Source organism: Chitinimonas arctica (assembly GCF_007431345.1).
Lineage (GTDB): Bacteria > Pseudomonadota > Gammaproteobacteria > Burkholderiales > Chitinimonadaceae > Chitinimonas > Chitinimonas arctica.
Map to the genome: position 1 here is coordinate 4,292,831 of NZ_CP041730.1, position 26,159 is coordinate 4,318,989.

The 26,159-nt window shown below is 60.0% G+C and carries 20 protein-coding genes and 1 riboswitch; of the genes, 11 read left to right on the forward strand and 9 right to left on the reverse strand.

Annotated elements, in window-relative coordinates:
* Positions 1 to 30 precede the first annotated feature (30 nt).
* Entirely contained in the window at positions 31 to 2,031 is a 2,001-nt protein-coding gene (locus FNU76_RS19725) for a methyl-accepting chemotaxis protein (protein WP_179958202.1), read from the reverse strand.
* 244 nt (positions 2,032 to 2,275) lie between these two features.
* Between FNU76_RS19725 and FNU76_RS19730 the strand changes: the two genes are divergently transcribed.
* Together FNU76_RS19730 and tdh are read left to right on the forward strand one after the other, a co-directional pair.
* Entirely contained in the window at positions 2,276 to 3,478 is a 1,203-nt protein-coding gene (locus tag FNU76_RS19730) for a glycine C-acetyltransferase (RefSeq protein ID WP_144279788.1), read from the forward strand.
* Between the two features lie 55 nt (positions 3,479 to 3,533).
* The gene (gene tdh, locus FNU76_RS19735; RefSeq protein ID WP_144279789.1) at positions 3,534 to 4,565 is read left to right on the forward strand and encodes an L-threonine 3-dehydrogenase; all 1,032 of its coding nucleotides are present in this window, start codon (positions 3,534 to 3,536) and stop codon (positions 4,563 to 4,565) included.
* 88 nt (positions 4,566 to 4,653) lie between these two features.
* Here the strand turns inward: tdh and FNU76_RS19740 are convergent, their stop codons facing one another.
* Complete coding sequence (locus FNU76_RS19740) at positions 4,654 to 5,484, reverse strand: hypothetical protein (protein WP_144279790.1); 831 nt, start codon at positions 5,482 to 5,484, stop codon at positions 4,654 to 4,656.
* A 496-nt stretch (positions 5,485 to 5,980) separates the two neighbouring features.
* On the opposite strand from FNU76_RS19740, the gene cysM reads away from it, so the two are divergent.
* Together cysM and FNU76_RS19750 are read left to right on the forward strand one after the other, a co-directional pair.
* The gene (cysM, locus tag FNU76_RS19745) at positions 5,981 to 6,868 is read left to right on the forward strand and encodes a cysteine synthase CysM (protein WP_144279791.1); all 888 of its coding nucleotides are present in this window, start codon (positions 5,981 to 5,983) and stop codon (positions 6,866 to 6,868) included.
* Between the two features lie 249 nt (positions 6,869 to 7,117).
* Positions 7,118 to 7,945 (forward strand): leucine-rich repeat domain-containing protein, encoded by an 828-nt coding sequence (locus tag FNU76_RS19750; RefSeq protein WP_179958203.1) that lies wholly within the window; start codon positions 7,118 to 7,120, stop codon positions 7,943 to 7,945.
* 33 nt (positions 7,946 to 7,978) lie between these two features.
* Here FNU76_RS19750 and FNU76_RS19755 read toward each other — a convergent pair whose 3' ends face one another.
* The 4 genes from FNU76_RS19755 to upp form a co-directional block, all read right to left on the reverse strand.
* The gene (locus tag FNU76_RS19755; protein ID WP_144279793.1) at positions 7,979 to 9,187 is read right to left on the reverse strand and encodes a hypothetical protein; all 1,209 of its coding nucleotides are present in this window, start codon (positions 9,185 to 9,187) and stop codon (positions 7,979 to 7,981) included.
* A 156-nt stretch (positions 9,188 to 9,343) separates the two neighbouring features.
* Positions 9,344 to 9,913 carry a TMEM165/GDT1 family protein gene (locus FNU76_RS19760; RefSeq protein WP_144279794.1) on the reverse strand — a complete coding sequence of 190 codons (570 nt, stop codon included), beginning with the start codon at positions 9,911 to 9,913 and terminating at the stop codon, positions 9,344 to 9,346.
* Positions 9,914 to 9,927: 14 nt separating this feature from the next.
* Positions 9,928 to 10,103: riboswitch (yybP-ykoY riboswitch) on the reverse strand.
* Between the two features lie 51 nt (positions 10,104 to 10,154).
* Positions 10,155 to 11,375: a uracil-xanthine permease family protein gene (locus FNU76_RS19765; protein ID WP_144279795.1), complete on the reverse strand. Its 1,221-nt coding sequence runs from the start codon at positions 11,373 to 11,375 to the stop codon at positions 10,155 to 10,157.
* Entirely contained in the window at positions 11,372 to 12,007 is a 636-nt protein-coding gene (gene upp / locus FNU76_RS19770) for a uracil phosphoribosyltransferase (RefSeq protein ID WP_144279796.1), read from the reverse strand. Before upp ends, FNU76_RS19765 begins: the two co-directional genes overlap by 4 nt.
* A gap of 165 nt (positions 12,008 to 12,172) precedes the next feature.
* Here upp and FNU76_RS19775 point away from each other — a divergent pair, with 165 nt between their 5' ends.
* Entirely contained in the window at positions 12,173 to 12,724 is a 552-nt protein-coding gene (locus tag FNU76_RS19775; protein WP_223879105.1) for a hypoxanthine-guanine phosphoribosyltransferase, read from the forward strand.
* A gap of 33 nt (positions 12,725 to 12,757) precedes the next feature.
* Here FNU76_RS19775 and FNU76_RS19780 read toward each other — a convergent pair whose 3' ends face one another.
* Positions 12,758 to 13,543, reverse strand: coding sequence for a zinc ribbon domain-containing protein (locus FNU76_RS19780; protein ID WP_144279798.1), 786 nt, complete (start codon positions 13,541 to 13,543; stop codon positions 12,758 to 12,760).
* Between the two features lie 136 nt (positions 13,544 to 13,679).
* On the opposite strand from FNU76_RS19780, the gene glyA reads away from it, so the two are divergent.
* The 4 genes from glyA to FNU76_RS19800 all read left to right on the forward strand — a co-directional run bounded on the left by glyA (position 13,680) and on the right by FNU76_RS19800 (position 18,112).
* Positions 13,680 to 14,924, forward strand: a complete 1,245-nt coding sequence (gene glyA / locus FNU76_RS19785; RefSeq protein WP_144279799.1) for a serine hydroxymethyltransferase — start codon at positions 13,680 to 13,682, stop codon at positions 14,922 to 14,924.
* A gap of 219 nt (positions 14,925 to 15,143) precedes the next feature.
* On the forward strand, positions 15,144 to 16,463 hold the full coding sequence (locus FNU76_RS19790; RefSeq protein WP_144279800.1) for a M16 family metallopeptidase: 1,320 nt from the start codon (positions 15,144 to 15,146) through the stop codon (positions 16,461 to 16,463).
* A gap of 2 nt (positions 16,464 to 16,465) precedes the next feature.
* Complete coding sequence (locus tag FNU76_RS19795) at positions 16,466 to 17,854, forward strand: M16 family metallopeptidase (protein WP_144279801.1); 1,389 nt, start codon at positions 16,466 to 16,468, stop codon at positions 17,852 to 17,854.
* A 54-nt stretch (positions 17,855 to 17,908) separates the two neighbouring features.
* Positions 17,909 to 18,112 carry a hypothetical protein gene (locus FNU76_RS19800; protein WP_144279802.1) on the forward strand — a complete coding sequence of 68 codons (204 nt, stop codon included), beginning with the start codon at positions 17,909 to 17,911 and terminating at the stop codon, positions 18,110 to 18,112.
* A 483-nt stretch (positions 18,113 to 18,595) separates the two neighbouring features.
* On the opposite strand, the gene FNU76_RS19805 is transcribed toward FNU76_RS19800, so the two are convergent.
* Both FNU76_RS19805 and FNU76_RS19810 read right to left on the reverse strand, forming a co-directional pair.
* Positions 18,596 to 20,134 carry a hypothetical protein gene (locus FNU76_RS19805; protein WP_144279803.1) on the reverse strand — a complete coding sequence of 513 codons (1,539 nt, stop codon included), beginning with the start codon at positions 20,132 to 20,134 and terminating at the stop codon, positions 18,596 to 18,598.
* A 221-nt stretch (positions 20,135 to 20,355) separates the two neighbouring features.
* Entirely contained in the window at positions 20,356 to 22,842 is a 2,487-nt protein-coding gene (locus FNU76_RS19810) for an esterase-like activity of phytase family protein (RefSeq protein WP_144279804.1), read from the reverse strand.
* Between the two features lie 256 nt (positions 22,843 to 23,098).
* Here FNU76_RS19810 and ycaO point away from each other — a divergent pair, with 256 nt between their 5' ends.
* A complete protein-coding gene (gene ycaO / locus FNU76_RS19815; RefSeq protein ID WP_144279805.1) occupies positions 23,099 to 24,823 on the forward strand; it encodes a 30S ribosomal protein S12 methylthiotransferase accessory factor YcaO in 1,725 nt (574 codons plus the stop codon).
* 103 nt (positions 24,824 to 24,926) lie between these two features.
* Positions 24,927 to 26,099 (forward strand): benzoate/H(+) symporter BenE family transporter, encoded by a 1,173-nt coding sequence (locus FNU76_RS19820; RefSeq protein WP_144279806.1) that lies wholly within the window; start codon positions 24,927 to 24,929, stop codon positions 26,097 to 26,099.
* The last annotated feature ends 60 nt before the right edge of the window (positions 26,100 to 26,159 follow it).

Here is a 26,159-nt window from a genome sequence, read left to right on the forward strand (position 1 = left end):
TCTATCGTATTTTCACATCGCTTATATAAGTTAAACGGTAAACCGCTGCGCCGTTTCCGCCAATTGGCTGGACAAGGTATGCAACTCGCGTGCCGCGGCCGCGCCTTGGCTGGCCGAATTCGCATTCGATTCGCTCATGGCGGCGATAGCCTCGATATGCTGCGCCAGCTGCTGGCTGGCGCTGCGTTGCTCGCCCAGATCTTCGGCAATGGCCTGGATGGCCTGCACCATGCCATCGGTTGCCGTGTGGATATGGCCGATCGCATCGCTGGCCGCGTCGGCGTCGGTGCGGCCGGATTCCACTGCCCGTACCGTGGCCTGCATGCGCACCACCGCTTCATCGGCGGCCGTGCGGATGGTGCCGGCGAAGTTGGCGATTTCGCTGCTGGCATTGGCCGAACGGCCCGCCAGCTTGCGTACCTCGTCGGCCACCACGGCAAACCCCCGGCCGGCCTCGCCGGCGCGGGCGGCTTCGATAGCGGCATTGAGGGCCAGCAGATTGGTCTGGTCGGCGACGTCGCGGATCACGTTCACCACCGTCGAGATGGCGGACGATTGCTGGCCCAGTGTTTCGATGGTGCGCGCCGCCATCTCTACATCTTTCGCGATATCGCCCATATTGCCGATGGACTGCCGGATCACCTTGCCGCCATCGCTGGCGGCATTGCTGCTGTTGTCGCCTTGGCGGCGTGCATCGTCGGCGGTATTCGCGCCGTGCATGATCGAGGTGCTCAATTGCTCTATGGCGGCTGCGGCGGCAGCGACCGCATCGCTTTGGGCGGTGCTGGCGTGGGCGACCTGTCCGACGTTGTCGGCCAATTGCCGGGCTGCCTTGGCGGACAGATCGGACAGGCGCAACATGTCCGTCACCATTGCCCGCAGCTTGTCCCGCATCAGCACGATGGTAGCCAGCAGGCTGCTGTCGTCGCCGGCTTGCACATCGATTTGGGTATCGAGCCGGCCGTCGGCGATGCGCTTGACGATGCCTTCGACATAGAACGGCTCGCCGCCCAATTGGCGGGTGATGGAGCGGTACAGGGCGACGAACAGCAGCAACACCGCCAGGATGGCGCCGGCGCTGGCGGCCACATAGGTATTCCGTTGCAGGGCAATGCGTTGGAGCCTGGCGGACAGCAAGCCATCCAGCTCCACCCGGGATGCCATGGTCAATGCGATGGCTTGGGACAGGGCCGTCATGCCTTGCCGCGCGGCGGCGGCGGGCTCGGCATCGAGCTGGTTGCCCAGCAGCTTGTCCACGCCATCGGCCACCGCCTTCATGGCGGGCACCATGGGGTCCAGCTTGTCTTTCAGCTTGCCCGCCAGTTCCTTGTTGTAGGCAAAGCTCTTATCGAGATCGCCGCGCAGGCCCGCATGCGCATCGAAGACCAGGGGCCGCAGCTCGACCAGGCGGGTTCGGATAACGTCATCCAGCGCCTTGTCGCCCAGCGCCTGCAGCTGCAGGGCCGTCTGTTCGCCCAGGCGCGCGGCCAGGGAGGGCAGTTTGACGCACACCGCATCCATCAGATAGTAGGAATCGATATCCGGATCCAGGGTCAGATTGGAATTGTCGCAGGCGGTGATCAAGAGGCCGAGCGATTGCTCGATGGCGCCGTTATGGCGGACGATGCGCTCGGTGACGGGGGCCTTGTCGCTCGCGCGGGCCGCCTCCCAGACGGTTTTGAGCGTGGCGAAGCCCTTGGCGGTCCCCAATTCCGCACCCACGGTCTGCTCGATAGTCGCCGCCTTGGCCAGAGCGGCGTCCACCTTGCCGGAGACGGCGCCCATCCGGGCGGGGCCGTCCGGCTCGGCGGCCACATTGCGGGCTTCCAGCAAAGCGGCCAGGACGTGCACGGCACTATCCAGATACAGCACGCCCAGCCTTTCCTTGGCCGAGAAGTCGACGTTGTCCTGATTGGTGCGATACAGGCCGTATCCCAGATAAATCAGGGCCAGGGTAGCCACGGCGCCGATCAGGCCGAAGCGGACCGGGTAACTGAGCCGGCGCATGAGTGTGGCAATCCAGTTGATCATGTTCTTCTCCCGCGAAGGCATGTCAATAGCATATATGTGAATATGAATGATTTGTACCAATACTATGTCAAAGCGAGAAGATATATATATTCTTTCGTGCTGCGAATAGTTGGACTCATTGGTCAAAGGAGACGAGCGTGCTCGCTGCCGGACTACCCTGCTAGCGTGTAAAATCCCCGCCTATCGATTTCGCCATTGTCCATCCGGCAATCCCATCGGCTCACGAGGCCACCCGAGGAGACTCATGAATTCCGCATTTCTGACGCATCTCGAAAACGAGTTGGCCGGCATCAAGCAAGCCGGCTTCTTCAAGCCCGAACGCGTGATTGCCAGTCACCAGCGCGCCGACATCCGCCTGCGCGACGGCAGCGAAGTGCTCAACTTCTGCGCCAACAACTATCTGGGATTGGCCGATGATCCGCGCCTGATCGCGGCGGCGAAAAAGGGCGTGGACGACTACGGCTACGGCGTGGCCTCGGTACGCTTTATCTGCGGCACCCAGTCGGTGCACAAGGATCTGGAAGCGGCGATCTCGGGCTTTTTGGGTACCGACGATACGATCCTCTACTCCAGCTGCTTCGATGCCAATGGCGGTGTGTTCGAGACCTTGCTGGGCGAGCAGGATGCGGTGATCTCCGATGAGCTGAACCACGCCTCCATCATCGATGGCGTGCGCCTGTGCAAGGCGGCGCGCTATCGCTACAAGAACAGCGATATGGCCGATCTGGAAGCGCAGCTGCAGGCCGCCAAGGCAGCCGGCGCGCGCTTCACCTTGATCGTCACCGACGGCGTGTTCTCGATGGACGGCTATATCGCCGACCTGAAATCGGTCTGCGACCTGGCCGACCGCTACGGCGCCCTGGTCATGGTGGACGACTCGCATGCGGTCGGCTTTATCGGCGAGAACGGTCGCGGTACGCCCGAGTATTGCGGTGTGGCCGAGCGTGTCGATATCTATACCGGCACGCTGGGCAAAGCCCTGGGCGGTGCTTCCGGCGGTTATGTGGCCGGTCGCCGGGCCATTATCGACCTGCTGCGCCAGCGTTCGCGCCCCTATCTGTTCTCCAACTCGCTGGCGCCTTCGATCACGGCGGCCAGCCTGGAGGTGTTCCGTATCCTGGAAAGCGACGGCGCCCGCTTGCGGGCCAAGCTCAAGGCCAATGCCGAGCTGTTCCGCAGCAAGATGAGCGCCGCCGGCTTTACCCTGCTGCCGGGCGAACATGCCATCGTGCCGGTGATGCTGGGCGACGCCCGCCTGGCCGGCGAGATGGCCGCCAAGCTGCTGGATCATGGCGTCTATGTGATCGGCTTTTCCTTCCCGGTCGTGCCCAAGGGCAAGGCGCGCATCCGCACCCAGATGAGCGCGGCGCATTCGACCGAGCATATCGAACGGGTCGTCGCCGCGTTTATCGCGGTGGGCCGCGAGCTCGGCGTGCTGGCGAACTAAATCGGTACCAGGATCGGGCCGTCTTGGCCCGCTCCCATTTTCAGGACAAGCGAATATGAAAGCACTCGTCAAAGCCCAAGCCGCGCCCGGCCTGAGCTTGCAACGTGTCAAGAAACCCGAGGTAGGTCACAACGACCTGCTGATCAAGATCCGCAAGACCGCCATCTGCGGCACCGATATCCATATCTGGAAATGGGACGAGTGGGCGGCCAAGACCATTCCCATCGGCATGCATGTGGGTCACGAGTATGTCGGCGAAGTGGTGGGCATGGGCTCGGAAGTAAAGGGTTACCAACTGGGTGACCGAGTCTCCGGCGAAGGCCATATCACCTGCGGCTACTGCCGCAACTGCCGTGCCGGCCGGGTTCATTTGTGCCGCAATACAACCGGGGTGGGCGTGAACCGCGACGGCGCTTTCGCCGAATACCTGGTCATCCCCGCCTTCAATGCCTTCAAGATTCCGGACGATATTCCCGACGATATCGCCGCCATTCTCGATCCCTTCGGCAATGCCACCCATACTGCCTTGAGCTTCGACCTGGTGGGCGAGGACGTGCTGATCACCGGCGCCGGCCCCATCGGCATCATGGCAGCCGCCATTGCCCGGCATGTCGGCGCCCGCCACGTGGTGATCACCGATGTAAACGAATACCGGCTGGAACTGGCGCTGAAGATGGGCGCCACCCGTGCCGTCAACGTCGCCAAGCAGGATCTGCGCACGGTGATGGGCGAGTTGGGCATGACCGAGGGCTTCGACGTGGGCCTGGAAATGTCGGGCAACCCCAGTGCCTTCCGCGGCATGCTGGATACCATCAACCACGGCGGCAAGATCGCCCTGTTGGGCATCCCGCCAGGCGATATGGCCATCGATTGGAACCAGGTCATCTTCAAGGGCCTGGTCATCAAGGGCATTTATGGCCGCGAGATGTTCGAGACCTGGTACAAGATGGCCGCCATGCTGCAGTCCGGGCTGGATCTATCGCCCATGATCACCCATCGCTTCAATGTGGATGATTATGTGACCGGCTTCGAAACGATGCTGTCGGGACAGTCGGGCAAGGTTGTTCTGGATTGGGCGGAGGCTTGAGCTGACGGGTTGCCGGGGCGGGATTTGCCAATTGCTGGCGAATCCTGCCTATTGGTGGAAATGGTCGGGGGGGCGGTGCTTTTGATGTTTAGGCCCAAAATTTCCACCATGATGTTTTTGGATTTGGGCATGCATATATTGCATTAACTTTATCCTTGATGCCGATATGCAAATGGTCACCTTTTTTTACTGAGAGTTCAAAGAACGCCAGCTCAGGTTGTTCGCCTTCCGGATTGCTGCTTACTGTGAGTGGCGAGTTACGGTGCTTGGGATTTTCTACTTTGACTTGGACTTCTCCGTAGTAAAAACCCATACAACGCACTTGGCCTTGTGCGTTCGTATACCACCCAGCGGTGGCGAAAGGCGGGAGATTTAAAGCAGTTTTGGTTTTAATTTCATCAAGTGTTGGTTTGATTATTGTGTCAAATGCTTCCGTGGAAGTCCAATTGCGCTGTTCGGCTATCTTAAGCGTATTTTTTAAAACCACTGTGGGGATCAGCGCAGTTTGTTCCGGAGTGAGTTTGTCATCTTTGAGTTTGTAATTGTCCAATACCGTAATTAGCTCGTAGGGGCACTTGGCCGATACCAAGTATGGCATGGCTCTCGTGTCTGCTGTCTGTTCATAAGTAATTTTGCCGGGTTTGCAATTGCTGGTTTGTTGCGTCTTATTCCAGTGCCTTGCAAGCAGGTCAGAGTCAATATAATGTATTAAATTTGATCCTGGCAAAGTCGGGTTTTGTGCAAACGTAACGCTGTGCGCTATGGCATCCTCGACCGCTTTTTTGGCAGTAAGCGCTTCAGTAATTTTACTGGCGCGGGTGGTAAAGCTACATCCTCGCTCAAAAAAATCGTTAATTCCGGATATAAAGCGCTCTGATCGAGAGGGGGCTGGTCTGGAGGGCCGTAGTAGCGTGTGCACTTAAAACTGTCGCTAGATTTTTCCACGTTATAGAAGTTTCCCTCGAATTCTACCAGTCTGCTAGCCTCCTGAAGGCTGCCGACTTTGTCGTAACAATCAAGAAGGGTGATTTGCTGAGCTTCTGAAAGAACGTTGGGTTTTTTTGTATGGAACATATGTAAAATACCTGATTGTGTAAAGTTGATATTGATTTAGGTGCTTATTTACAAGCATTGTCATTTGCTTTTCTACCGAAAAAATTCAGAAGTTGTCGATATAAATTGCATGGATGAAGCACGACCGCATCCAGCAAAGCCGTCCACCCATTCCCCATCCGTCGGCAGGCCCGTACGCAGCACCTATCATTCAATCCATGCGCCGCCGACCGTATCGCCCCGCTTGCCCACCGGTCCGGACAGTCCCGCGGCGTCGTCCCGGCAACATATGCAAATAGCCAGATGCGCTTTTTTGCCCCGCCGGCCGCACGGTTACAATGCCTGCTTCCCCGGAGAGCCGCATGTATCCCACGCTAGAAGACTTTATCGGCAACACCCCACTGGTGCGCCTCAAGCGCCTGCCTGGTGCCGGCAGCAACATCGTGCTGGCCAAGTTGGAAGGCAATAATCCGGCCGGCTCGGTCAAGGACCGGCCGGCGTTGAGCATGATCCGGCGGGCGCAGCAGCGCGGGGACATCCGGCCGGGCGACACCCTGATCGAAGCCACCAGCGGCAATACCGGCATCGCCCTGGCCATGGCGGCGGCGGTGATGGGTTACAAGATGGTGTTGATCATGCCCGAGCATCTGAGCATCGAGCGGCGCCAGACCATGAAGGCGCTTGGCGCCGAGATCGTGCTGGTCAGCCAGAAGGCGGGCATGGAGGGCGCCCGCGATCTGGCGGAAAGCATGCGCGACGAAGGTCGCGGCATCATCCTCGACCAATTCGCCAATCCCGACAATCCGCTGGCGCACTACGAAACGACCGGCCCGGAAATCTGGCGCGATACCGGCGGGCGGATCACCCATTTCGTTTCCAGCATGGGCACCACCGGTACCATCATGGGGGTGGGGCGCTATCTGCGCGAACGGAATCCCGCTATCCAGATCATCGGGGTGCAGCCGGTGGACGGCGCGCAAATCCCCGGTATCCGCAAGTGGCCGGTCGAATACGTGCCCGCCATCTGCGATTTCAGCAAGATCGACCGCATCATGGAGGTCGGCCAGGACGAAGCCGAGCGGATGACCCGGCGCTTGGCGGCCGAGGAAGGCATCTTCGCCGGCATCAGTTCCGGCGGCGCCATGGCAGCCACCCTGAAGCTTGCGCAAGAGCTGGAAAATGCCACCATCGTCAGCATCGTCTGCGACCGGGGCGATCGCTATCTCTCCACCGGGGTGTTTCCGGACTGAAGCCTTCGGCGGCGCTGTCTTCTCTCCTTGGCACCGCCGCTGGCTGGCGGCTTTGCAAGCGACCGCCGAAACAGAAGGACGGCCGATATTTCGACAGAGCGTTAAAAAGAACCTGGGCACATTGTCATCAGTGTGCTCCTTCCCTATGTGGCGTCGGTTTTTTGGGCGGGAGCTTCTTGAAAACCAGACGCTTATATCGGGAGGCACGATATGGATAGGTGTTCAATACCCTCTGCGATTTATATGGACGTGGCGAGTTCCGCCGTGATCGGCGAAGCGAAGGTCGTGCACACGCGTGCGGCAGGAGAAGCAATTGTCCGCCTGCGCGACAATGACCCGCAGTTGAACGATCTTTGGCTGGTGGGGAGCGGCATCAACGATGCCATCGCGCAGGGGCTGTCCGATGCGCTGCGGGCGAACAGGCATCTAAGCAGCCTGCAGCTGGACAACAACGATATCGGCCCGGTCGGCGCGCAGGCTTTGGCCGAGGCACTGCGCGAGAATACCGGCCTGGTTAAGCTCAGCCTACAGTTCAATCCGCTTGGCGATGAAGGGATATCGGCCTTGGCCAAGTCCCTGCAACACAATACCAGCCTGCGCTCGCTCGATCTTTTCCACACCGGGCTCGGCATCGCCGGCGTTGCGGCCTTGGCCGAGGCCTTGCAAGGCCAGACCGCGCTGACGTCGATTTGCCTGGGTGGCAATAAATTGGCAAGCCCGTGCGTTGCCGTGTTGGCCGATGCCTTGGCGCACAATGCCAGCCTGGTACGCCTCAGTCTGCCGGCCAACCTGTTCTGCAATGCCGACGCGGAAGTACTGGCCGAAGTGCTGGCGCGCAATATTGGACTGGCGGAACTCAACCTGATCGGCAATCCGATCAGCGAGCAGGGTTTGTGGGCCTTGGCCGTCGGGATCCGAGAGAACACCCATATGACCTTGCTGCAATTGACGGGACGCAAGCACTGCGCCGCCCTGGCGGTGATCCATAGCATTACGGCGCGCAATCGCTTGCTTGTTGGCTTACCGCCTGTACCGCCAGGAGGCGAAATGCCCCTGATTTCAGCCTGGTGCGCTTAACCGCCCCGGGTGCGGAACCGAGGCGCGCGTAGCTTATGGGCAGGTACCGCTCTTGGCACCAGCGAATTGTCCGCCGCCGCTCATCATGGTGTAGGCCCAAGTACCGTTGATGGTGCAGGTCGCACCAATCGTGCCGGTGTAGTTTGAAGCGCCCGCCACACCGCTGGCCGTTGCGGTCAGGCTCAGGCGGCCATCCGGGGTGACTTGGCCGACGGTGCCGAAGCGGAGCTGAAAGGTATTCGAATATCCGCCCCCGGTCACTCTGCCCAAGGTATCGATATTCACATCGAAAGTGCCAAGCTCCGAGCCGCTGAAGGTGCCGGTGTAGCGGCCTGGGATGGAGGCCGATACGGCATTTGCGCGGGCGCGGCACTCATAGCCGGCGGGCAGGCCGCCAAAGGCGAAGCGCTGCACCGCTACGGTCGGCACATTGCCATACTGCACTTGGCCGACGCAGGGGTCGCCAAAGCGCATCACATACTGGCCTTGGCTCACCGGCAAGGTAGGCGTGCGATAGTTGCCGGACAGGCTCTGGCCGCCGGAGTAGGTATCGAAGCTGCTGCTCAGGGTGCCGCTGCCGATATCGCCCTGCACTACGTTCCAGGTGGGCGAGCCGTCGCTGTTGTAGTGGAACATGGCCATGAAGACCCGATTGTTCTGTACCTCGACCGCATAGCCACGACCGCCTTCGGCCGGGTTCCAGAACCAGCCTACCTCGGGCTGGCTGGCGCCCGCCGGTTTGCTCAGGTCGGAGAAATTGAAGCGTACCGCCTCCATGGTCCGCCCCGGGAATTGCACATGGGCCTGGTTGGCTGCGGAAAAGGTGATTTGCACATTGCCCACCGAGGTAGCGGTGGGCGAGGTGTATTGGGTAGACGATGCCGGCTGGCCGCCCTGATAGCGTTGCAGGGTGCCGCTAAAGCCGTAGCCGCCGTTGCCGTTGGCGGTGAACGGGCCGGAAACCACATACCACACCGGTTTGCCGCTGGACTCGTCATACATGAAGAAGCCGGCAAATCCATTATTGCCCTGCGCTTCGAACAAAAAACCGGTGCCCGCTTCGGCCGGGTTCCAATACCAACCATTGCCATCGAAGCCGGTCTGCGAGGCGGCTGTGCGTTTTAGCTGCGTGGCCTTGCCGTCGATCCGGGTGCTCCCCGCGGCTTGGGCGGATCCAACGGCGGATCCGGCGAGCAACAGCGAAAGCGCGATAGTGCGCAATATTGCTTTGGTATGCATCATGACCCTTATCGAAGGAATTAAATTGGGCCAAATCATAGCCGGCTTCGATTCCGGCGCGCTGTGAACAAATGCCGATTTAATACGGAGACTGCTTAATAGGTGATTGGCAGTTCGCACATTCATTATTTCTACTATTTGAATATATTGACCATTAGTTCAGCCGCCCACGCCTAATAGGGCCAATATGCCCATCACGGCAAAAAGACCGGCCGCAAGACGATGCACCAATTTCACCGGGAGCGCCTGGGCGGCACGGTTGCCTATCCAGACCACCGGCGCATTGGCCAGCATCATGCCGGCGGTGGTGCCGGCAATGACCCACCAATAGTCGTCGGCGTAGCGGGCGGCGATGGCAACGGTGGCAAATTGGGTCTTGTCACCCATCTCGGCCAGGAAGAAGGCGAGCACGGTCGCGCCGAATACGCCCAAGCCTTCATGGAAGCGGGTGTCGTCCTGGTCCAGTTGGTCGGGGATCAGGATCCAGCCGGCCATGGCGAGAAAGGAGACGCCCAGTATCCAGCGCATCCATTGCGGCCCGATCACTGCCATCAGCCAGCTGCCGACAGCGCCGGCCAGCGCATGGTTGAGCAGGGTGGCCAGCAGGATGCCGAGCACGATAGGGACCGGCTTGCGGAACTTGGCGGCGAGCAGCAGGGCGAGCAGTTGGGTTTTGTCGCCGATTTCGGCGAGCGCGACGATGCCGGTGGAGACGAAGAAAGCTTGCATGGTATTTCCCAGGGGCTGGCGGCAACCGATAGACGCAAATAGCGCGGCCCCTTGGCCGCTACTTGCGTCTATGGTCTTGCCAGGCGGGATCGGGCGATCTCGCTATCCATACCATGTCGTCGCAACGACAAGTATGTTGATATGGACTTCCGCCGGGGCGGCGGAACGGCTACTCCCCAAAGACGGGTGCGAGTTTACTACGGGTGGGGCCGGCGCGACAACTCACCGGCTCCGGTCCTGGCTATGCCGACCGATGCGACCTGGGCAACAGCAGATTCAGCAGGATGGCCAGGATGCCGCACAGGCTCACCCCGGAAAAACCAAAGCTGGCGCTGAAGTTCACCGCCAAGCCACCGATGCCGCTGACCAGTACCACCGAGACGATACAAAGATTGCGTGGATCGGCCAGGTCGACCTTGCCCTCCAGCAAGGTCTTGAGGCCAATGCTGGCAATCGACCCGAACAGCAGCAACATGATCCCGCCCATCACGGGCAGGGGAATGGAGTGGAGCAGGGCGCCGAATTTGGCGACAAAGGCCAACAGGATGGCGAAGCAGGCCGCCCAGGTCATGACCACCGGATTGAAGTTGCGCGTCAGCATGACCGCGCCGGTGACTTCGCCATAGGTGGTGACCGGCGGGCCGCCGAACAAGCCTACCACGCTGACGGCCAGTCCGTCGCCCAGGAGGGTACGGTGCAGACCGGGTGATGCGGTGTAGTCGCGGCCCGTGACCGAGCCGATGGCCAGGATGCCGCCCACATGCTCGACGATGGGGGCGATTGCGACCGGAATCATGAACAGGATCGCAGCCCAGTTGAATTCGGCGTGGCCGAAGGTTGGGAGCGCCAGCCAAGGCGCCGCCAGCACGGGCCCGAAATCGACCACGCCCATGAAGATGGCGCAGACGTAGCCCACCGCCACACCGGCCAGGATAGGCACCAGCTTGATCATGCCGCGTGCCTTGATGGCAACCAGCATGGTGGTCAACAGCGAAATGCCGGCCAGCAGCAAGGCGGTGTCGTTGGCCATGATCTGGTTGGTACCGGCCTTGCCGCTGGCCATGCCCACGGCGACCGGCGCCAGGCCCAGTCCGATGACCATCACCACGGGACCGATGACGACCGGCGGCAAGATGCGATGGATAAACTCCACGCCGCGCCACTTCACCATGCCGGCCGCCAGGTAGTAGAAGAAGCTGGCGGATGCCAGCGCACCCAGGGTGGCGGGCATGCCCCAGGTTTGCACCGAATAGATGACCGGCGCGATAAAGGCAAAGCTGGAGCCGAGGTAGATGGGCACCTGGCGCTTGGTTACCCATTGAAACAGCAGGGTGCCGATGCCGGCGCCCAGCAAGGCCAGGCTGGGGTTGAGGCCGGTGAGTAGCGGTACCAGCACGGTGGCGCCAAAGGCGACAAACAGGATCTGCGCACCGCCGATGGCGGTCTTGAGCGTGTCGTTCATGCGCTGGCCTTGGTCCCGAAGATCTTGTCGCCGGCATCGCCCAGACCGGGAATGATGTAGCCGTGCTCATTCAGGTGGCTGTCGATGGCGGCGGTATAGATTTCGACGTCGGGATGCTTGTCCTGCATCAATTGCAAGCCTTCCGGCGCGGCGACCAGGACCAGCGCCTTGATATGGCGGCAGCCGGCCCGCTTCAGCATATCGACGGTGGCTACCATGGAGCCGCCGGTCGCCAGCATGGGATCGATGATCAGTGCGGTGCGCTCGGCCAGGTCGCCGACGAATTTCTCGAAGTACGGTACCGGTTGCAGGGTTTCCTCGTTGCGGGCCAGGCCCACCACGCTGATCTTGGCATTGGGAATCATATCCAGTACGCCGTCCAGCATGCCGATGCCCGCGCGCAGGATGGGCACCACGGTGACCTTCTTGCCCTTTATCTGTTCGATCTCCACCGGACCGCACCACCCGGCTATGGTCACCTTTTCCAAGGGGAAGTCCTGGCAGGCCTCATAGGCCAGCAAGCGGCCGATCTCGGCGGTCAGTTCGCGGAATTTCTTGGTGCTGGTATCGGCTTCGCGGGCCAGGCCGATCTTGTGGCGTACCAGGGGGTGATGGATTTCATGAACTGCCATGGGATAACCCTTATTTAAATAACTGGGACGGCGCGAAGCTTAGGCGATGCTCGGCTGGCCTGCACATCCAATTCGTCTATGCTGCTTGCAAGCCCTTGAAAATGTGCGTCTATATCGATACCCTTCGCGCCTTTTCAAGTTTTGGGTGGGATGCGGGAGATGGATATGAACCGGGACGAGATGGTAAAGGTAATGCAGGAGGCCGACTGCCTGCACGACGACGCCGAGGTATCCGCCGCGCTCGATCAGATGGCGCAAGCCATCACCGCGGACCTGTGCGACAAGAATCCATTGGTCTACGTGGTGCTCAATGGCGGCATTATCGCCGCCGGCCAACTGCTGCCACGGTTGCGTTTCCCGCTGGAGGTCAGCTATCTGCATGCCACCCGCTACGGCGACAAGACCCAGGGCGGCCGGCTGAACTGGAAAGTAAAGCCCACCGAGGACATGAATGGCCGCACCGTGCTGATCATCGACGATATCCTGGATGAAGGTAATACCCTGGTGGCCGTCCTCGAATATTGCCGCGCCCAGGGTGCCAGCGAGGTGCTGACCGCCGTGGTGGTCAACAAGCGCCACGACCGCAAGGCGATCCCCGGCATGACCGGCGACTATGTCGGCATCGATGTCGAAGACCGCTTCCTGTTTGGCTGCGGCATGGATTACAAGGGTTTCTGGCGCAATACCCTGGGCATCTATGCAGTAAAAGGTCTTTAAGCCGGAGATGGGGGCGCACGTCGCCCCCGCGCACTAGCTTTTCGATTCCAGGAACTGCTGGCGGCCCTGCCAGAGCAGATACAGGCCCCAGATCCAGGACAGCAAGATCAGCATCGATCCCAGGCCGTGCGCCAGGATCGCCAGGGCATTGTCCCAGTGCAGCATGCCCAGGGGTTCCAGGATATTGTGCCAGTCATGGCGCAGGATGCGCGATTCCACGATCTCGTCGCTCCACTCTCCGATCAAGCTCAGCTGCATGGTGCTTGCATCGCCGATATAGGGTGCGAGATCGATCATATTCTGACCCAGCCACCACAGGCAGACCGATCCGCCGAAGGGATTGTGTTCGCGCCAGACGAAGACCACGCCCAGCATCAGGGGCACCAGGCATTGGAAGAGGCTGCCCCCCAGAAAGGTCATCCACTGGCCGAAGGGTATGAACAACACATGGCCGAATTCATGGAAGGGCAGGTCGACCAGGTGCAAAAAGGACTGGTTGGCATCGGCTTGGCGCCAGCCGCCGGCAATAAAGCTCAGTCCCCAGATCAATAGCACAAGTTGCGCAAGGGACTGGACGCCCAGCGTGAGGGCGGTCGTCCGTGCCGGGGGGGCGCACAGGTAGCTGCCCAGCGTGGCCAGCCAGCCATCGATTCCGTCTCGTACGGTGACATCGGGCAGGGGTGGCAGACCGGCGGCCTGGTCGGCAAGATATTGCGCGTATTTGGCGAATACGATACCGCAATGCAGGCAGGCGCTACCGTCGGCGGGGTCGTGGGCTCGGCGGGTGTAACCGCATTTTGGGCAAACTGGGCGTTCCATATGCGGCAGTTTAAGCGAGCTGATCTATATGCGGGTAACCATATATGCTCATGCATTCCATTCACCTGGCCTGGCACGCGCGTCGTGGTAAAATCCGCGCCCTCACTCCCCCCACGTTCCTTCGGAAGCCTCCGCCATGTTCAAGCCGCTCACCATCGCCGAATTCGATCCCGAATTGTCCGCCGCCATGCAAGGCGAAGTTGTTCGCCAGCACGAGCACATCGAACTGATCGCCTCGGAAAACTACACCAGCCCGGCTGTGATGGAGGCGCAGGGATCGCAGCTCACCAACAAGTACGCCGAGGGCTATCCCGGCAAGCGTTTCTACGGTGGTTGCGAGTTTGTCGATGTGGTGGAGCAGTTGGCGATCGACCGGGTCAAGCAGCTGTTCGGCGCCGAGTATGCCAATGTGCAGCCGCATTCCGGTTCGCAAGCCAACCAGGCGGTGTATTTCAGCATCCTCAAGCCGGGCGATACTGTGATGGGCATGAATCTGGGCCATGGCGGCCACTTGACCCATGGATCGCCGGCCAATCTGTCCGGCAAGTTGTTCAATATCGTGCCTTACGGTCTGAATGCGCAAGAAGAGATCGATTATGACGAGATGGAACGCATCGCCATCGAGACCAAGCCCAAGCTGATCATTGGCGGTGCTTCCGCCTTTGCCCTGCGTTTCGACTTCGCCCGCATGGCCGCCATCGCCAAGCAGGTCGGCGCCTATTTCATGGTGGATATGGCCCATTACGCCGGCCTGATCGCCGCCGGTGTCTACCCCAATCCGGTACCGCACGCCGACTTCGTTACCTCGACCACCCACAAGACCCTGCGCGGTCCCCGTGGCGGCCTGATCCTGGCCAAGGCCGAGTTCGAAAAGAGCCTGAACAGCAATGTCTTCCCCACCCTGCAAGGCGGTCCGCTGGAGCATGTGATCGCGGCCAAGGCCATTGCCTTCAAGGAAGCCTTGCAACCCGAGTTCAAGGTCTACCAGCAACAGGTGCTGGACAACGCCGCCATCATGGCCAAGACCTTGGCCGAGCGTGGCTTGCGGATTATTTCAGGCCGCACCGAATCGCATATGTTCCTGGTCGATCTGCGCCCCAAGGGCCTGACCGGCAAGGCCGCCGATGCCGCCCTGGGCCTGGCGCATATCACCGTCAACAAGAACGCCATTCCAAACGACCCGGAAAGCCCGTTCGTGACTTCCGGCATCCGTATCGGCGCACCGGCCATCACCACCCGTGGCTTCAAGCAGGCCGAAGCGATCGAAGTGGCCAACCTGGTTGCCGACGTGCTGGAAAAGCCGGCCGATGAAGCCAATATCGCTGCCGTCAAAACGCGGGTCCATGCCCTGACCAGCCGCTTCCCGGTGTACGCCAGGTAAGTTCCTGGTTCTACCCGTGCAAGCCAGGCGGCGGCGCAATCGGTAACGATGCGCCGCCGTTTTCTTTTGTGTGCGGTTGCCGCCCCGGGTGCTCCCGCCGGGGCCGCCGGCAAAACAACAACAGTGCCGGCGCTGTCATTCGCCCAGTCCGCCCGCAGCTGGCATCATGCCCGCCTGTCGCCCGCGACAAGAATGAACCATCCCGAGAGGACCCATCCCATGAAGTGGAAAACAATGCTTGCCGCCGGCAGCCTGCTGTTCGGCATGGCCGGGCAGGCACAGGCGGTCGCGCCTGAGCAGGTAAAGACCTTTACCTTGCCGAATGGCATGAAATTTCTGGTGCTGGAAAACAGCAACATTCCCAATGCCAATATGTATACCTTCTGGAAGGTCGGATCGCGCAATGAAGCGCCCGGCATTACCGGCTTGTCGCATTTCTTCGAACATATGATGTTCAACGGCGCCAAGAAATTCGGTCCCAAGGAATTCGACCGGGTGATGGAAGCCAAGGGCGGCTCCAACAACGCCTATACCAGCTCGGACGTGACGGTGTACCAGGACTGGTTCCCCGCCTCCTCGCTGGAAACGATATTCGAACTGGAAGGCGACCGGATCGCCAGCCTGAATATCGATCCCAAGATCGTGGAAAGCGAACGCGGCGTCGTGGCCTCCGAGCGGTCGACCGGCTTGGAGAATTCCAATTCCCGCGTGCTGGACGAGGCCGTGCTCGCCGCCGCTTTCAGCGCCCACCCGTATTCCTGGCCGGTGATCGGGCATGAATCCGATATCCGCGCCTGGACGCAGGAAGATCTGCGCCGCTATTTCGACACCTATTACGCGCCCAACAATGCGCTGACGGTGGTGGTGGGCGACATCAAGTTCGACGAAGTGAAGCGCCTGGCCGAACAATATCTGGGTGCCATCCCGGCGCGCGCCACGCCGCCGGCGGTGCGGACGGTGGAGCCCGAGCAGACCGGCGAGCGGCGCGTCTTCGTGCGCAAGGAATCGGTTACCACCCCCAATCTGATGATCGCCTACAAGGTTCCCGCGACCCAACACGCCGACTTCTACGCCCTGGATGTGTTGCAGAGCCTGCTTACTGGCGGGAATACCTCGCGTTTGTACCGCGCCCTGGTCGATAAGCGGCTAGCCAGCGAGGTCGAAGCCTTCCGCAGCGAGACCTTTGATCCCGGCGTGCTCCAGTTCTACGCGGTGGCCGCCGACGGTGTGTCGGCCGCCAGGCTGGAAAAAGCCCTGCTGGCCGAGCTGGACCGGCTGGTGCGCGACGGCGTGAGCGAGCAGGAGTTGCAGAAGGTCAAGAACCAAAAGCTGATCGGCTTGTATCGCGAGCAGGAAACCATCAACGGCCAGGCCTCGCAGCTGGGCCAGTACGAGGTGTTCTTCGGCGACTACCGCAAGCTGTTCGATGCCCCGGCCGCCTACCGCAAGTTGACCGTGGCCGATATCCGCACCGTGGCGGCCAACTATTTGAAGAAGGCGCATCGCACCGTGGGTGTGCTGGCCGCGAAGGAGGATTGAGCATGAAACGACTCTTGCTAAGCAGCCTGCTGGGGCTGATCGGCACGGTATATGCGGCGGATTTTCGCCTGCCGGCCTATGAGACCAGCAAACTGCCCAATGGCCTGACCATCCAGTTGATGGAACGGCATGAAGTGCCGCTGATCGCCGTACGCGCGGTGGTCAAGGCCGGTTCGGTGTGGGACGGCAAGCAGGCCGGCCTGGCCAACCTCACTGCCGAGGCCTTGCTGCTGGGCAGCCAGCGCTATGGCAAGAAGGCGCTGGAAGAAGCCTTCGACTTCCGTGGTGCCAATATCGGCAGTGTAAGCGGCGCGGAACAAGCCATCCTGACGGCCGACTTTGCCCGCGACGATACCGCCGCGCTGCTGCCCATCCTGGCCGAGGTGCTGCAACACCCCAGCTTCGATGCCGGCGAATTGAACAAGCTCCGGGCGCGTAGCGTCGATGGCCTGAAGCAGGCCAAGGAAAGCCCGCGCAATGTGGTGCAGAGCTATTACCGCAGCATGCTGTTCGGCGAAGGCGCCTATGGCAATCCGGCCGAAGGCACGGTAGGCAGCGTCGGCGCCCTCAAGCGCGCCGATGTGCAGGCCTTCCACCAGCGCTACTACCGGCCGGACAATGCCACCCTGGTGGTGGTCGGCGATTTCAAGGCGGCCGAACTGCGCCAGCAGCTGGAAAAACTGTTCGGCAACTGGCAGGCCAAGGGCGAAGCGCCAAAGGAACTGGCCTACGGCACGGTGCGCGCCGACAAGGCGCGGGTCTGGTTGATCAACAAGCCCGACTCGGTGGAAACCACCTTTATGTTCGGTGGGGCCGGCATCGCCCGCAACGATCCCGACTATATTCCCTTGCAGGTGGTCAATACCATCCTGGGTGGCCGATTCACCTCCTGGCTGAACGACGAATTGCGGGTCAATTCCGGGCTGACCTATGGCGCCCGCAGCGAGTTCAGCAGCTTGTCGCAGACCGGCACCTTCCTGGTATCGAGCTTCACGGCCCTGGACAAGACCGAAGCAGCCTTGGCGCTGGCCAGCAAGACCTATCAGCGGCTATGGGATAAGGGCATAGACGAAGCCACCCTGGAATCGGCCAAGGCCTATGTCAAAGGCCAGTATCCACCCCGCTTCGAAACCAACGAGCAGTTGGCGGGCTTGCTGGGCGATATGTTCGCCTACCGGCTTGAGCGGGCGCAGCTGGACAGCTTTATGCAAAGCGTGGACCAGCTGACCACCGCCAGCGCCAAGCAGTTGGTGGAAAAGCATTTCCCCCGCGACAAGCTGCAGATGGTGCTGATCGGCAAGGCCGAGACCATCCGCCCGATCGCCGCCAAGTATGGCGAAGTGACCGAGCTGGATATCAAGGCGGACGGGTTCGCGCCCTTGGTGCGGTAAAGAGCGGGACAGATGCATCCCGGCTGTTGGAGGAGGGGCGGCCGGGTATGTGGCATGCCCTTGCTTCCCCAGCTGCAACGGCTTGGCCTGGCGGATCAGGACGGACTCGCTATCGTCCGGCTGCTTGCTGCCCATATGGCAGCTTGCGCTGAACGGATGGTTGTTGTCGTCCATGATGCCCACCGTTTGCGGGTCGATAACGGCGATGTTCTCGATGGTGTTGAACGGCATCGTCTGCAACTGTCGGACTTGGGGTGAAATTTCCCCATTTCCGTCGGCACGAGAAAACATTTCGCCGGCTTTGGGCCTGAAGCATCAAATTCAAAGGGCCGTACCACGGGCCTTTTTAGACAGCTGATTTGATCGGGGTGTCTTTGGGCGTAGTTCCGGATTTAATAATATTTTCCAATTTAAGTACGTATAGCTATTTTTTTCAACTGTTTCAATGTATGCGATTTTTTCTTCAAAAATTGCAACTCTGTTTTTTTGAGCAGCAGCGGATTCTTTATCCCCTTTGCTCTCGAAACGCGCTGCTCGAGCAGAAGTAGCTAGTTGAGAAGCTACCAGATTGGATTTCTGCCGACTGAGTTCGGTGACTACTGATTTCTTGTGCTCTTCGAATAACGTATCGAGTTCACCATCGCCCCCTTTATTGGCAATGTATCGACTGATTTCAGTTTTTATTTCTTTTAATATGTCGGCTCTTTTACTATTAAATTCTCCTCTTTTTTCCTCGTAATTTTATTTATTTTCGTCGGCTTTTTTGTATTTAATATAGTAGGGGCGGAGGAGGGCGGTTAGGTGAAAATATTCACATTTATTTTCTTTGTACTGATTGAGTAAGGTGTCGATTTTTTCTAAAATTTTCTTTTGCTGATCCGCTAATGTAGGCGTGGGAGCCGTGCTGACGGAAGTGAGAGTTTCAGGAGTGACTCCATTTGTTACCGGTGCGCTGGGGGCAAGGGTGGGTTTAACGCTATCCGGGGAGAGGCTCGCTGGGAGCAATACCGAAGCTACGAGGGAGGGCGCTGGGTCATCCTTTTGAAATTGTTTGTCAGGGGAGGGGGCAACTTCTGCGGGGACTACACTTGGGCGCAGTTTCGGGGCTAATGATATTTTCCAATTTGAGAACGTAGTGTCATTGTTTTCAAATGATGCGATTTGTTCATCAAAAATTGCAATTTTCTTTTTTTTAGCGGCAGCGAATGCTTTATCCCCTTCTATCTCGGGATGCTCCGCTTGAGCAGCTAGTTTAGAAGCCATCAGGCTGGATTTCTGCCGATTGCGCTCGGTGGCTACTGAATTTTTGTACTTGTCGAATAACGTATCGAGTTTGCTATCGTCCCATCGTTGGAAGTAGTATCGAGTGGCCTCATTTTTTAAGTTTTCATAAATGATGTCTAATTCACCTAGAAGATAGTCTTTCTTAGCCTCAAGACTTGATTGCTTTTCGTCGGCTTCTTGGTGTTTCGTATAGTAGGGGAGGAGACTGGTGTTTAGTTGAAAATAGGCAAATTTAAGTTCCTTGTACTTATCGAGTAAAGCATCAATTTTTTCTAAGCTTTCCTTTTGCTGACCCACTGATGCAGGCGTGGGAGCCGTGCTGACGGAAGTGAGAGTTTTAGGGGTGACTTCGTTTGTTACCGTTGTGCTGGGGGCAGGGGCGGCGTTAACGATTTCTTTGGGAACTACTTGCGTGTGAGAAGCGGGGGACTCTGCATGTATTGCTGCCTCGCTATCAGTATTATTTTGGATGTTCCGTGTGTTTATGGATGAAGAGTTATTTTTAAGTGAGTTTCCCTGTTCGGTGTGCCCGCTAGCTCCGGCAATATTTGTTTTTGATGGAGTGTGGCTAGTTTGCACGGACTCTGATAACTCGAGGCTATAGGCGAGCTGACCCGATGGATGCGTTACCAAATCTTCGGGGGAAGGCGCAGGCCCAGCCTTGAGGGGATTTCCGTTAACGCAGGTGCCGGCTCCTGAAGGGGGGGGATCTTTTTTGTTAACCGCTAGTTTTTCGTTGGCCTCAAAAGAATAGGGGGCTTGATTTTCTACTCTCCACTTGTTTAGAGGCGCACTATTTTTATTTGTAGTGGTAAAAAAGTTACACAGCCACTGCCAGAACCGTTTGAAGCGGCTGGGGGTGCTGACTTTGTTTGCTTCTATTAGAGGATTGATTTTCGAAACCGCAGAATCTTTAATCCGGCCGGATTCTTGAGGTGAGTTTTTAACAACGCCGCAGTTGTGTTGCGAGGGGGATTGGGCTTTTATTTGATCCATATGGGGAATATGCTTCAAATGGTATCTGGAAGATTAGAGTGTATGTAAAACTCAACCTGACGCCTTTTGTATTAATCGAATACTTTCGAAAAATGCACTCAGCGTATATTGCCGCTCTATACCCGCCGTATCGACAGCATGAACCGCCCCCGCCATACCTGCCGGACAGCGATGGCGGCCTACCCGGCGGCGATTGAGCCGCCGCCAGGTGCACTACACCCCTACTTCCCCAACCGCAAAGGCTTGGCCAGGCGGATCAACACAAATTCGCTATCGTCCGGCCGCTTGCTGCCCATATGCCGACCTACGCTGAACGGGTAATTGTTGTCATCCATGACCCCCAACGTCTGCGGGTCGATAACCACGACGTTCTCGATGGTGTTGAATGGCATGGCGAACGGGTTGCCCAGGCCGATATCGCCGTTGGCGGCTTGCCCGCCGATCAGGTCGGGGTTGTGGATGGCCAGCAGGTTGGCCAGTTCGGACTTGCCCACGTATTCGCCGGCTGCACCCAGGGTGATCTGGAATAGCTTCTTGAAGCCTTGCAGATCGCCCTGCGAACCATCGCGCTCGATAACGATGCCTTCCGTGCCGTTGAACAGCACGAAATCGCCGATATTGCTGCCTTTGTCGTCCAGGCGGTACTTGAACTGCTTGCCGGTGTAGCGGCGGCCGGCGATATCGAATTCGCTGATCAGCAGGGTTTTGCCGTCATGGTCCGCCAGCGGCTGTTCCAGCATGGGGTAAAGCTTGCCGCCATCGGCCGAAAGGGCCATGCCCTCGAAGCCGCCCGATCGTTTGGCACGGAAGGGTTGAGTGGTGACCGTGCTGCGATAGGGCCAGTACAAGCCGGCCATCCAGGGGGTGTTGCGGCCGCCTTCGTCCTGCATATTGGTGCCGTCGTCGCTGGCGGGATCGGCATAGATGGGGAAATCGCCGAATAGATAGACGGTGCGGATAGCCGGAAATTTTTCCTGGACCCGCAGCAGGCTGCGAAAGTCGAAGCTCTGGATATCGGCACGCTCCGCCATGCCGTTGCTGACGATCAAACCGGCCAGGGTGTCGGCCATTTGTTCGAAGCCGACGGTGCGGTCGCGGTAGATATTGCCATGGCTATCCTTGTCGCTGCGCGGATTGAGCTTGGTCTCGATATTGAAACGGACCCGCCGGGCATTCGCCACCCGTTTGGCCGCTTCCGGGTGGGCGCTGCCGGCACCGCTGCCGTAGTAGTCGATATAGGCGGTGACCAGGTCGAACAGATCCTGCGCCCGTGGCACCACGTAGGGACTTTGATAACCCTTGGCCAGGGCCAGCTTGGCCGATACCGGCGATAGGGCGGGGTCGTTGCGCTGTTCGGGATCGCGGAATAGTTTGTCGCAGATAAAGTTGGCCTGGATCTGCGCGGCGCTCAGGCGGCTGATCAACTGTTCATCGGCGACGGCGTAGGGCTGGCCATCGGCACGGCGGCATTTCTGCGCCTCGATATAGGGGTCGTGCTTGAGCATGGCGATGCCGTCCTGGCTGATGCCGGAGTCGGTTTCCAGCGTGGTCATCAGGTTGTCCAGCGCCACTTCGAAGGCCGGCAGGGTGTTCTCCGGGCGCAGGTTGCGGCCGCCGCGATGGCCTTGGGCGTCGAAACGGGCAATATCGATCAGACCGTCGGCGCCCAGCAGGTCGCCGGGCCGGCCATTGCCGTCGGCGTCGAATTCGCGCACCGCTTGCAGCAGCAGGTCCGGTCGATCGGAAATGATGCCGCTGACTCCTGCCTTCATCAGTTCCAGCATGCGCGGCTTGTCATTGACGGTCCAGGTCACCAGCGGGTAGCCGGCGGCTTTCAGGGAGGCGACGTCGAATACCTCGCTGGTGGCCGGCGTCAGGCCCGGCTGGGCATGGGTGCCGCGGGCATAGTGGGCGTCGGGGCTGGATTTCACGCCATTGACGTCGTACTTCAGCATCACGTTATAGGGCGAGAACACCGGCGTGCGCTTGCCGCCGTATGACTGCGCGTGGGCACGCACCGCATTCATGATGCGCACGGCGCTGGCTTCTTCGTTGTAGGGATTCTGCGGGGAACGGATCTGTTTACCGGGGTGTTCCAGGTCCGGCAGGGGGATAGGCGCTTCAAGCAAGGTGCCGCCGGCATCGGTATGCAGCAGGAAGGGACCGAATTCGTCGCCGAACCAGAGGGTGCCATCCGGGGCGCGTTGCATGGACTCGATATCGAAATCGGCACCGGTCAATACCCGTTCGGCGCTGAAGTGGTTGGTAATGGCGAAGGGGATGAGCTTGTTCGGGTCCTTCAACTGGATATGGCCTTCCACCTTGATGCCGCCATCGCCGCCGGTACGGGTCTGGAAGGTCGGGCGAATGGTATAGGCGCGCAAGTTGAAGTCGGCCGAATTCTCCAGGGTGCCGTAGCCGTTGTCGGCCATGGCCAGGTAGCTGCCGTCGCCGTTCTTCAGGGTGGCGGAAAATCCCTGGATCGGTTGGCTGGCGAATGGCGCGGCCTGGCCGTTCAGGTCGCCGCCCAGGTAGTTGCCCGAGCGGGGACCATCGGCGAAGCTGGCGGCCGGCAGCACGGCCCGGCCAATGACGGTCGGATCGCTCCAGCCGGCTTCATCGCTCTCGCTGCAGGCGCCAAGCGCCAGCAGTCCGGCTGCCAGCAAGGTCAGCCGCAGTGGGGTGGGGTTGAAGGGAAGGGAATGCATTACCGCCTCGTATGCTGTTGGTATGGAAGGGCGCACGATATCGTCGCTGCATGAAAGCCTGGTGACAGCCAGCACCGGGGCGCCATGCAAGGGAGCCGCTAAGGGTGCGCAGCAATGGGCGCAGTTCATTTTCTTGTCCAGTTTTGTTACAGCGAATGGCGATACGCCAAAGGGCAAAGCGAAAAATGCAACAACCCCTTGCACCTTCAACGTGTACATTGCGGCCACGCCTATTCCGATAAAAAGTAAAGAGCCCATGCATAGCGCAGCACAAACCGAAAGTTTCATTCCCGGCAAGGATGCCTCGCTGGAGTCCTCCATCCGAACCCTCACCGACAAGCTGGCGGCGCGGGGCTTCCAGATGGATGAAACGCTCTGGCTCAATCCGGTCGAGGGAATCTGGTCGGTCCATGTGCGGGACCGCGAGTGCCCCATGCTGTTCGCCAACGGCAAGGGGGCCACTGAATTGGCCGCCCGTGCCAGCGCGCTGGGCGAGTTCAGCGAGCGGCTGGGCACGCATTATTTCTGGACCCACTTCCACCTGGGCGAGACCCGGGCCGAGCGGGCTTTCGTGCATTACCCGCAGGAGCGCTGGTTCGCGCCGACGGCGGATGGCAGTTGGCCGGCCGAATTGCTCAATCCCGAATTGCAGGCCTTCTACAACCCGGACGAAGAGATCGACTGCGAGGTCCTGGTCGATCTCAATTCCGGCAATGTCGAGCGCGGCATCTGCGCCTTGCCCTATACCCGTCTACGCGACCAGCAGCTGAGTTATTTCCCGGTCAATATCATCGGCAACCTGTATGTCAGCAATGGCATGTCGGCCGGCAACACCCTGATGGAAGCGCGCAGCCAGGCCTTGTCGGAAATCCTCGAGCGGCATATCAAGTACCGCATCATCAGCGAAGGCCTGTGCCTGCCCGAAGTACCCGACGCGGTGCTGGCCCGTTTCCCGCGCATCGCCGCCGGGGTCGAAGCGTTGCGGGCCGCCGGTTTCGGCATCCTGGTCAAGGATGCTTCGCTGGGTGGCTGCTACCCGGTGATGAATGTGACGCTGCTGCATCCGGAAGACCAAGGCTGCTTCGCCAGCTTTGGCGCCCATCCGCGTTTCGAAATCGCGCTGGAGCGGGCCTTGACCGAGCTGCTGCAAGGCCGTGCGCTGTCCTCGCTGGCCGGCTTCCCCGAACCCGGCTTCGATATGGACGAAATCACCGCGGTGGCCAATCTGGAAATCCACTTTGTCGATTCCAGCGGGGTGGTCAGCTGGAATTTCCTGGGCGACCAGCCGGACTACGATTTCGTCGATTGGAATTTCAGTACCACCACCGAGCAGGACTATGCCTGGCTGTGCGAGTGCATCCATGCCGAGGGCAAGGATATCTACGTCGCCGACTTCGCCGAGCAGGGCGTCTATACCTGCCGCATCCTGGTGCCGGGCATGTCCGAGATCTATCCGGTCGAGGACCTGGAGTGGGAAAACAATAGCGTGGGCAACGATATCCGCCCGGCCATGGTGGACCTGCCCAATCTCGACGACGACGAATGCGCCGAATTGCTGGCCGATCTGCAGACGCTGAACCTGGGCGACGAGCGGCCGCTGTGGGAGATCCTGGGCCTGGCCGTGCCCTTGGGCACCGCCTGGAAGGAGTTGCGCATCGGTGAACTGAAGACGCTGCTGGCGCTGGCCATCGGCGATCAGGACGCCATCCGCGAAGGCTGTGACTGGATCCACCACTACAAGCAGCTGAATCCGGCCCGCCGCCTGGTCTACCGCTGTATCGAAAGCCTGTTGAACCTGGATGACCGCGAGAATTATCGGCGCGCGCTGGCGAGCTTGTATGGCGCCGGCACGCTGCGCCAAGCCGAAGCCCTGCTGGACCGTAGCGAGCGCTTCTTCGGCCTGTGCACCCTTGGCCGCGATATGGAAGGCAGCGAGATGCACCAAAATCTGCTGCTGGCGTACGACAAGCTGTTCGCTTGAAGCGGTCCCGTACGGCGGTGTGCCGGCCATAGGCTGACAGCTGTACCGGGTTGGGGTGGGCCAGGGCGGTTATCGTCCTGGCACCTTCTTACAGGTGTATCCCATGTCACGCATGATTCCACTTCCCGCCCTCGCCGCCGGTTTCATCACGGTACTGGTGGGCTATACCAGCTCGGCCGCCATCATCTTCCAGGCGGCCAAGAGCGCTGGCGCTACGCCGGCCGAACTGGCCTCCTGGCTGATGGCGCTGGGCTTTGCGATGGGGATCAGCTGCATCGGCTTGTCCTTGCGCTATCGCATGCCCATCTCCACCGCCTGGTCCACGCCTGGCGCCGCCTTGCTGGTCACCAGCCTGGCCGGCTACAGCATGGCGGAGGCGATCGGCGCCTTCGTATTCTCGGCCGTGCTGATCCTGCTCAGCGGCGTGACCGGCTGGTTCGAACGCGCCATGCGCCATATTCCGCTTTCCATCGCGGCGGCCATGCTGGCAGGGGTATTGCTGAAGTTCGGCATGAATGTCTTTACCGCCATGCAGACGCAGTTCGGCCTGGTGCTGGCCATGTTTCTCACTTACCTATTGTTCAAACGCTACTTGCCGCGCTATGCGGTGGTGGCGGTGTTGCTGGTCGGCAGCGGGCTGGCCGCCTGGCTGGGCCTGATCCGGTTCGAGGCGCTGAGCTTGACCGTCGCCACGCCGGTCTGGACCACGCCGGTATTCAACTGGAAGGCGCTGGTCGGGGTGGGCCTGCCGCTGTTTATCGTCACCATGGCGTCGCAGAATATTCCGGGCGTGGCGGTGCTGCGTTCCTCCGGCTATACCCCACCGGTGTCGGCCCTGGTCAGTTGGACCGGCCTGCTCAATCTGCTGCTGGCCCCCTTCGGCTGCTTCGCCTTGAACCTGGCGGCGATCACCGCCGCCATCTGTGCCGGCCGCGAGGCGCACGAAGACCCGGCCCAGCGCTATCGGGCCAGCGTGGCCGCGGGTGGCTTCTATCTGCTGCTGGGACTATTGGGTGGTTCGGTGGGGGCACTGTTTGCAGCCTTTCCCGCCGCGCTGGTACTGGCCATCGCCGGCATTGCCCTGTTCGGCGCCATCAGCAGCGGCCTGGCCTTGGCCATGCGCGAGGAAAACCAGCGCGAAGCGGCGCTGATCACCTTGCTGGTCACCGCCTCGGGCATCAGCCTGGCGGGGATAGGTTCGGCTTTCTGGGGGCTGCTGGCGGGTGGCTTGGCGTTTTGGCTGCTGGGTGCGGGCGGACAACGCACGAAATCGTAGGCGCGCGGATTGCTGAGGATAGTGCCAAAGTGAAAGGAAGGGCGTCGGCCATCCGGGGGA

Excerpts from the sequence above, each read along its gene's own strand:
- FNU76_RS19725 (WP_179958202.1), bottom strand. The coding sequence starts at position 2,031 with ATGATCAACTGGATTGCCACACTCATGCGCCGGCTCAGTTACCCGGTC.
- FNU76_RS19730 (WP_144279788.1), top strand. The coding sequence starts at position 2,276 with ATGAATTCCGCATTTCTGACGCATCTCGAAAACGAGTTGGCCGGCATC.
- tdh (WP_144279789.1), top strand. The coding sequence starts at position 3,534 with ATGAAAGCACTCGTCAAAGCCCAAGCCGCGCCCGGCCTGAGCTTGCAA.
- cysM (WP_144279791.1), top strand. The coding sequence starts at position 5,981 with ATGTATCCCACGCTAGAAGACTTTATCGGCAACACCCCACTGGTGCGC.
- FNU76_RS19755 (WP_144279793.1), bottom strand. The coding sequence starts at position 9,187 with ATGATGCATACCAAAGCAATATTGCGCACTATCGCGCTTTCGCTGTTG.
- FNU76_RS19760 (WP_144279794.1), bottom strand. The coding sequence starts at position 9,913 with ATGCAAGCTTTCTTCGTCTCCACCGGCATCGTCGCGCTCGCCGAAATC.
- FNU76_RS19765 (WP_144279795.1), bottom strand. The coding sequence starts at position 11,375 with ATGAACGACACGCTCAAGACCGCCATCGGCGGTGCGCAGATCCTGTTT.
- upp (WP_144279796.1), bottom strand. The coding sequence starts at position 12,007 with ATGGCAGTTCATGAAATCCATCACCCCCTGGTACGCCACAAGATCGGC.
- FNU76_RS19775 (WP_223879105.1), top strand. The coding sequence starts at position 12,173 with ATGAACCGGGACGAGATGGTAAAGGTAATGCAGGAGGCCGACTGCCTG.
- FNU76_RS19780 (WP_144279798.1), bottom strand. The coding sequence starts at position 13,543 with ATGGAACGCCCAGTTTGCCCAAAATGCGGTTACACCCGCCGAGCCCAC.
- glyA (WP_144279799.1), top strand. The coding sequence starts at position 13,680 with ATGTTCAAGCCGCTCACCATCGCCGAATTCGATCCCGAATTGTCCGCC.
- FNU76_RS19790 (WP_144279800.1), top strand. The coding sequence starts at position 15,144 with ATGAAGTGGAAAACAATGCTTGCCGCCGGCAGCCTGCTGTTCGGCATG.
- FNU76_RS19795 (WP_144279801.1), top strand. The coding sequence starts at position 16,466 with ATGAAACGACTCTTGCTAAGCAGCCTGCTGGGGCTGATCGGCACGGTA.
- FNU76_RS19800 (WP_144279802.1), top strand. The coding sequence starts at position 17,909 with ATGCCCTTGCTTCCCCAGCTGCAACGGCTTGGCCTGGCGGATCAGGAC.
- FNU76_RS19805 (WP_144279803.1), bottom strand. The coding sequence starts at position 20,134 with ATGGATCAAATAAAAGCCCAATCCCCCTCGCAACACAACTGCGGCGTT.
- FNU76_RS19810 (WP_144279804.1), bottom strand. The coding sequence starts at position 22,842 with ATGCATTCCCTTCCCTTCAACCCCACCCCACTGCGGCTGACCTTGCTG.
- ycaO (WP_144279805.1), top strand. The coding sequence starts at position 23,099 with ATGCATAGCGCAGCACAAACCGAAAGTTTCATTCCCGGCAAGGATGCC.
- FNU76_RS19820 (WP_144279806.1), top strand. The coding sequence starts at position 24,927 with ATGTCACGCATGATTCCACTTCCCGCCCTCGCCGCCGGTTTCATCACG.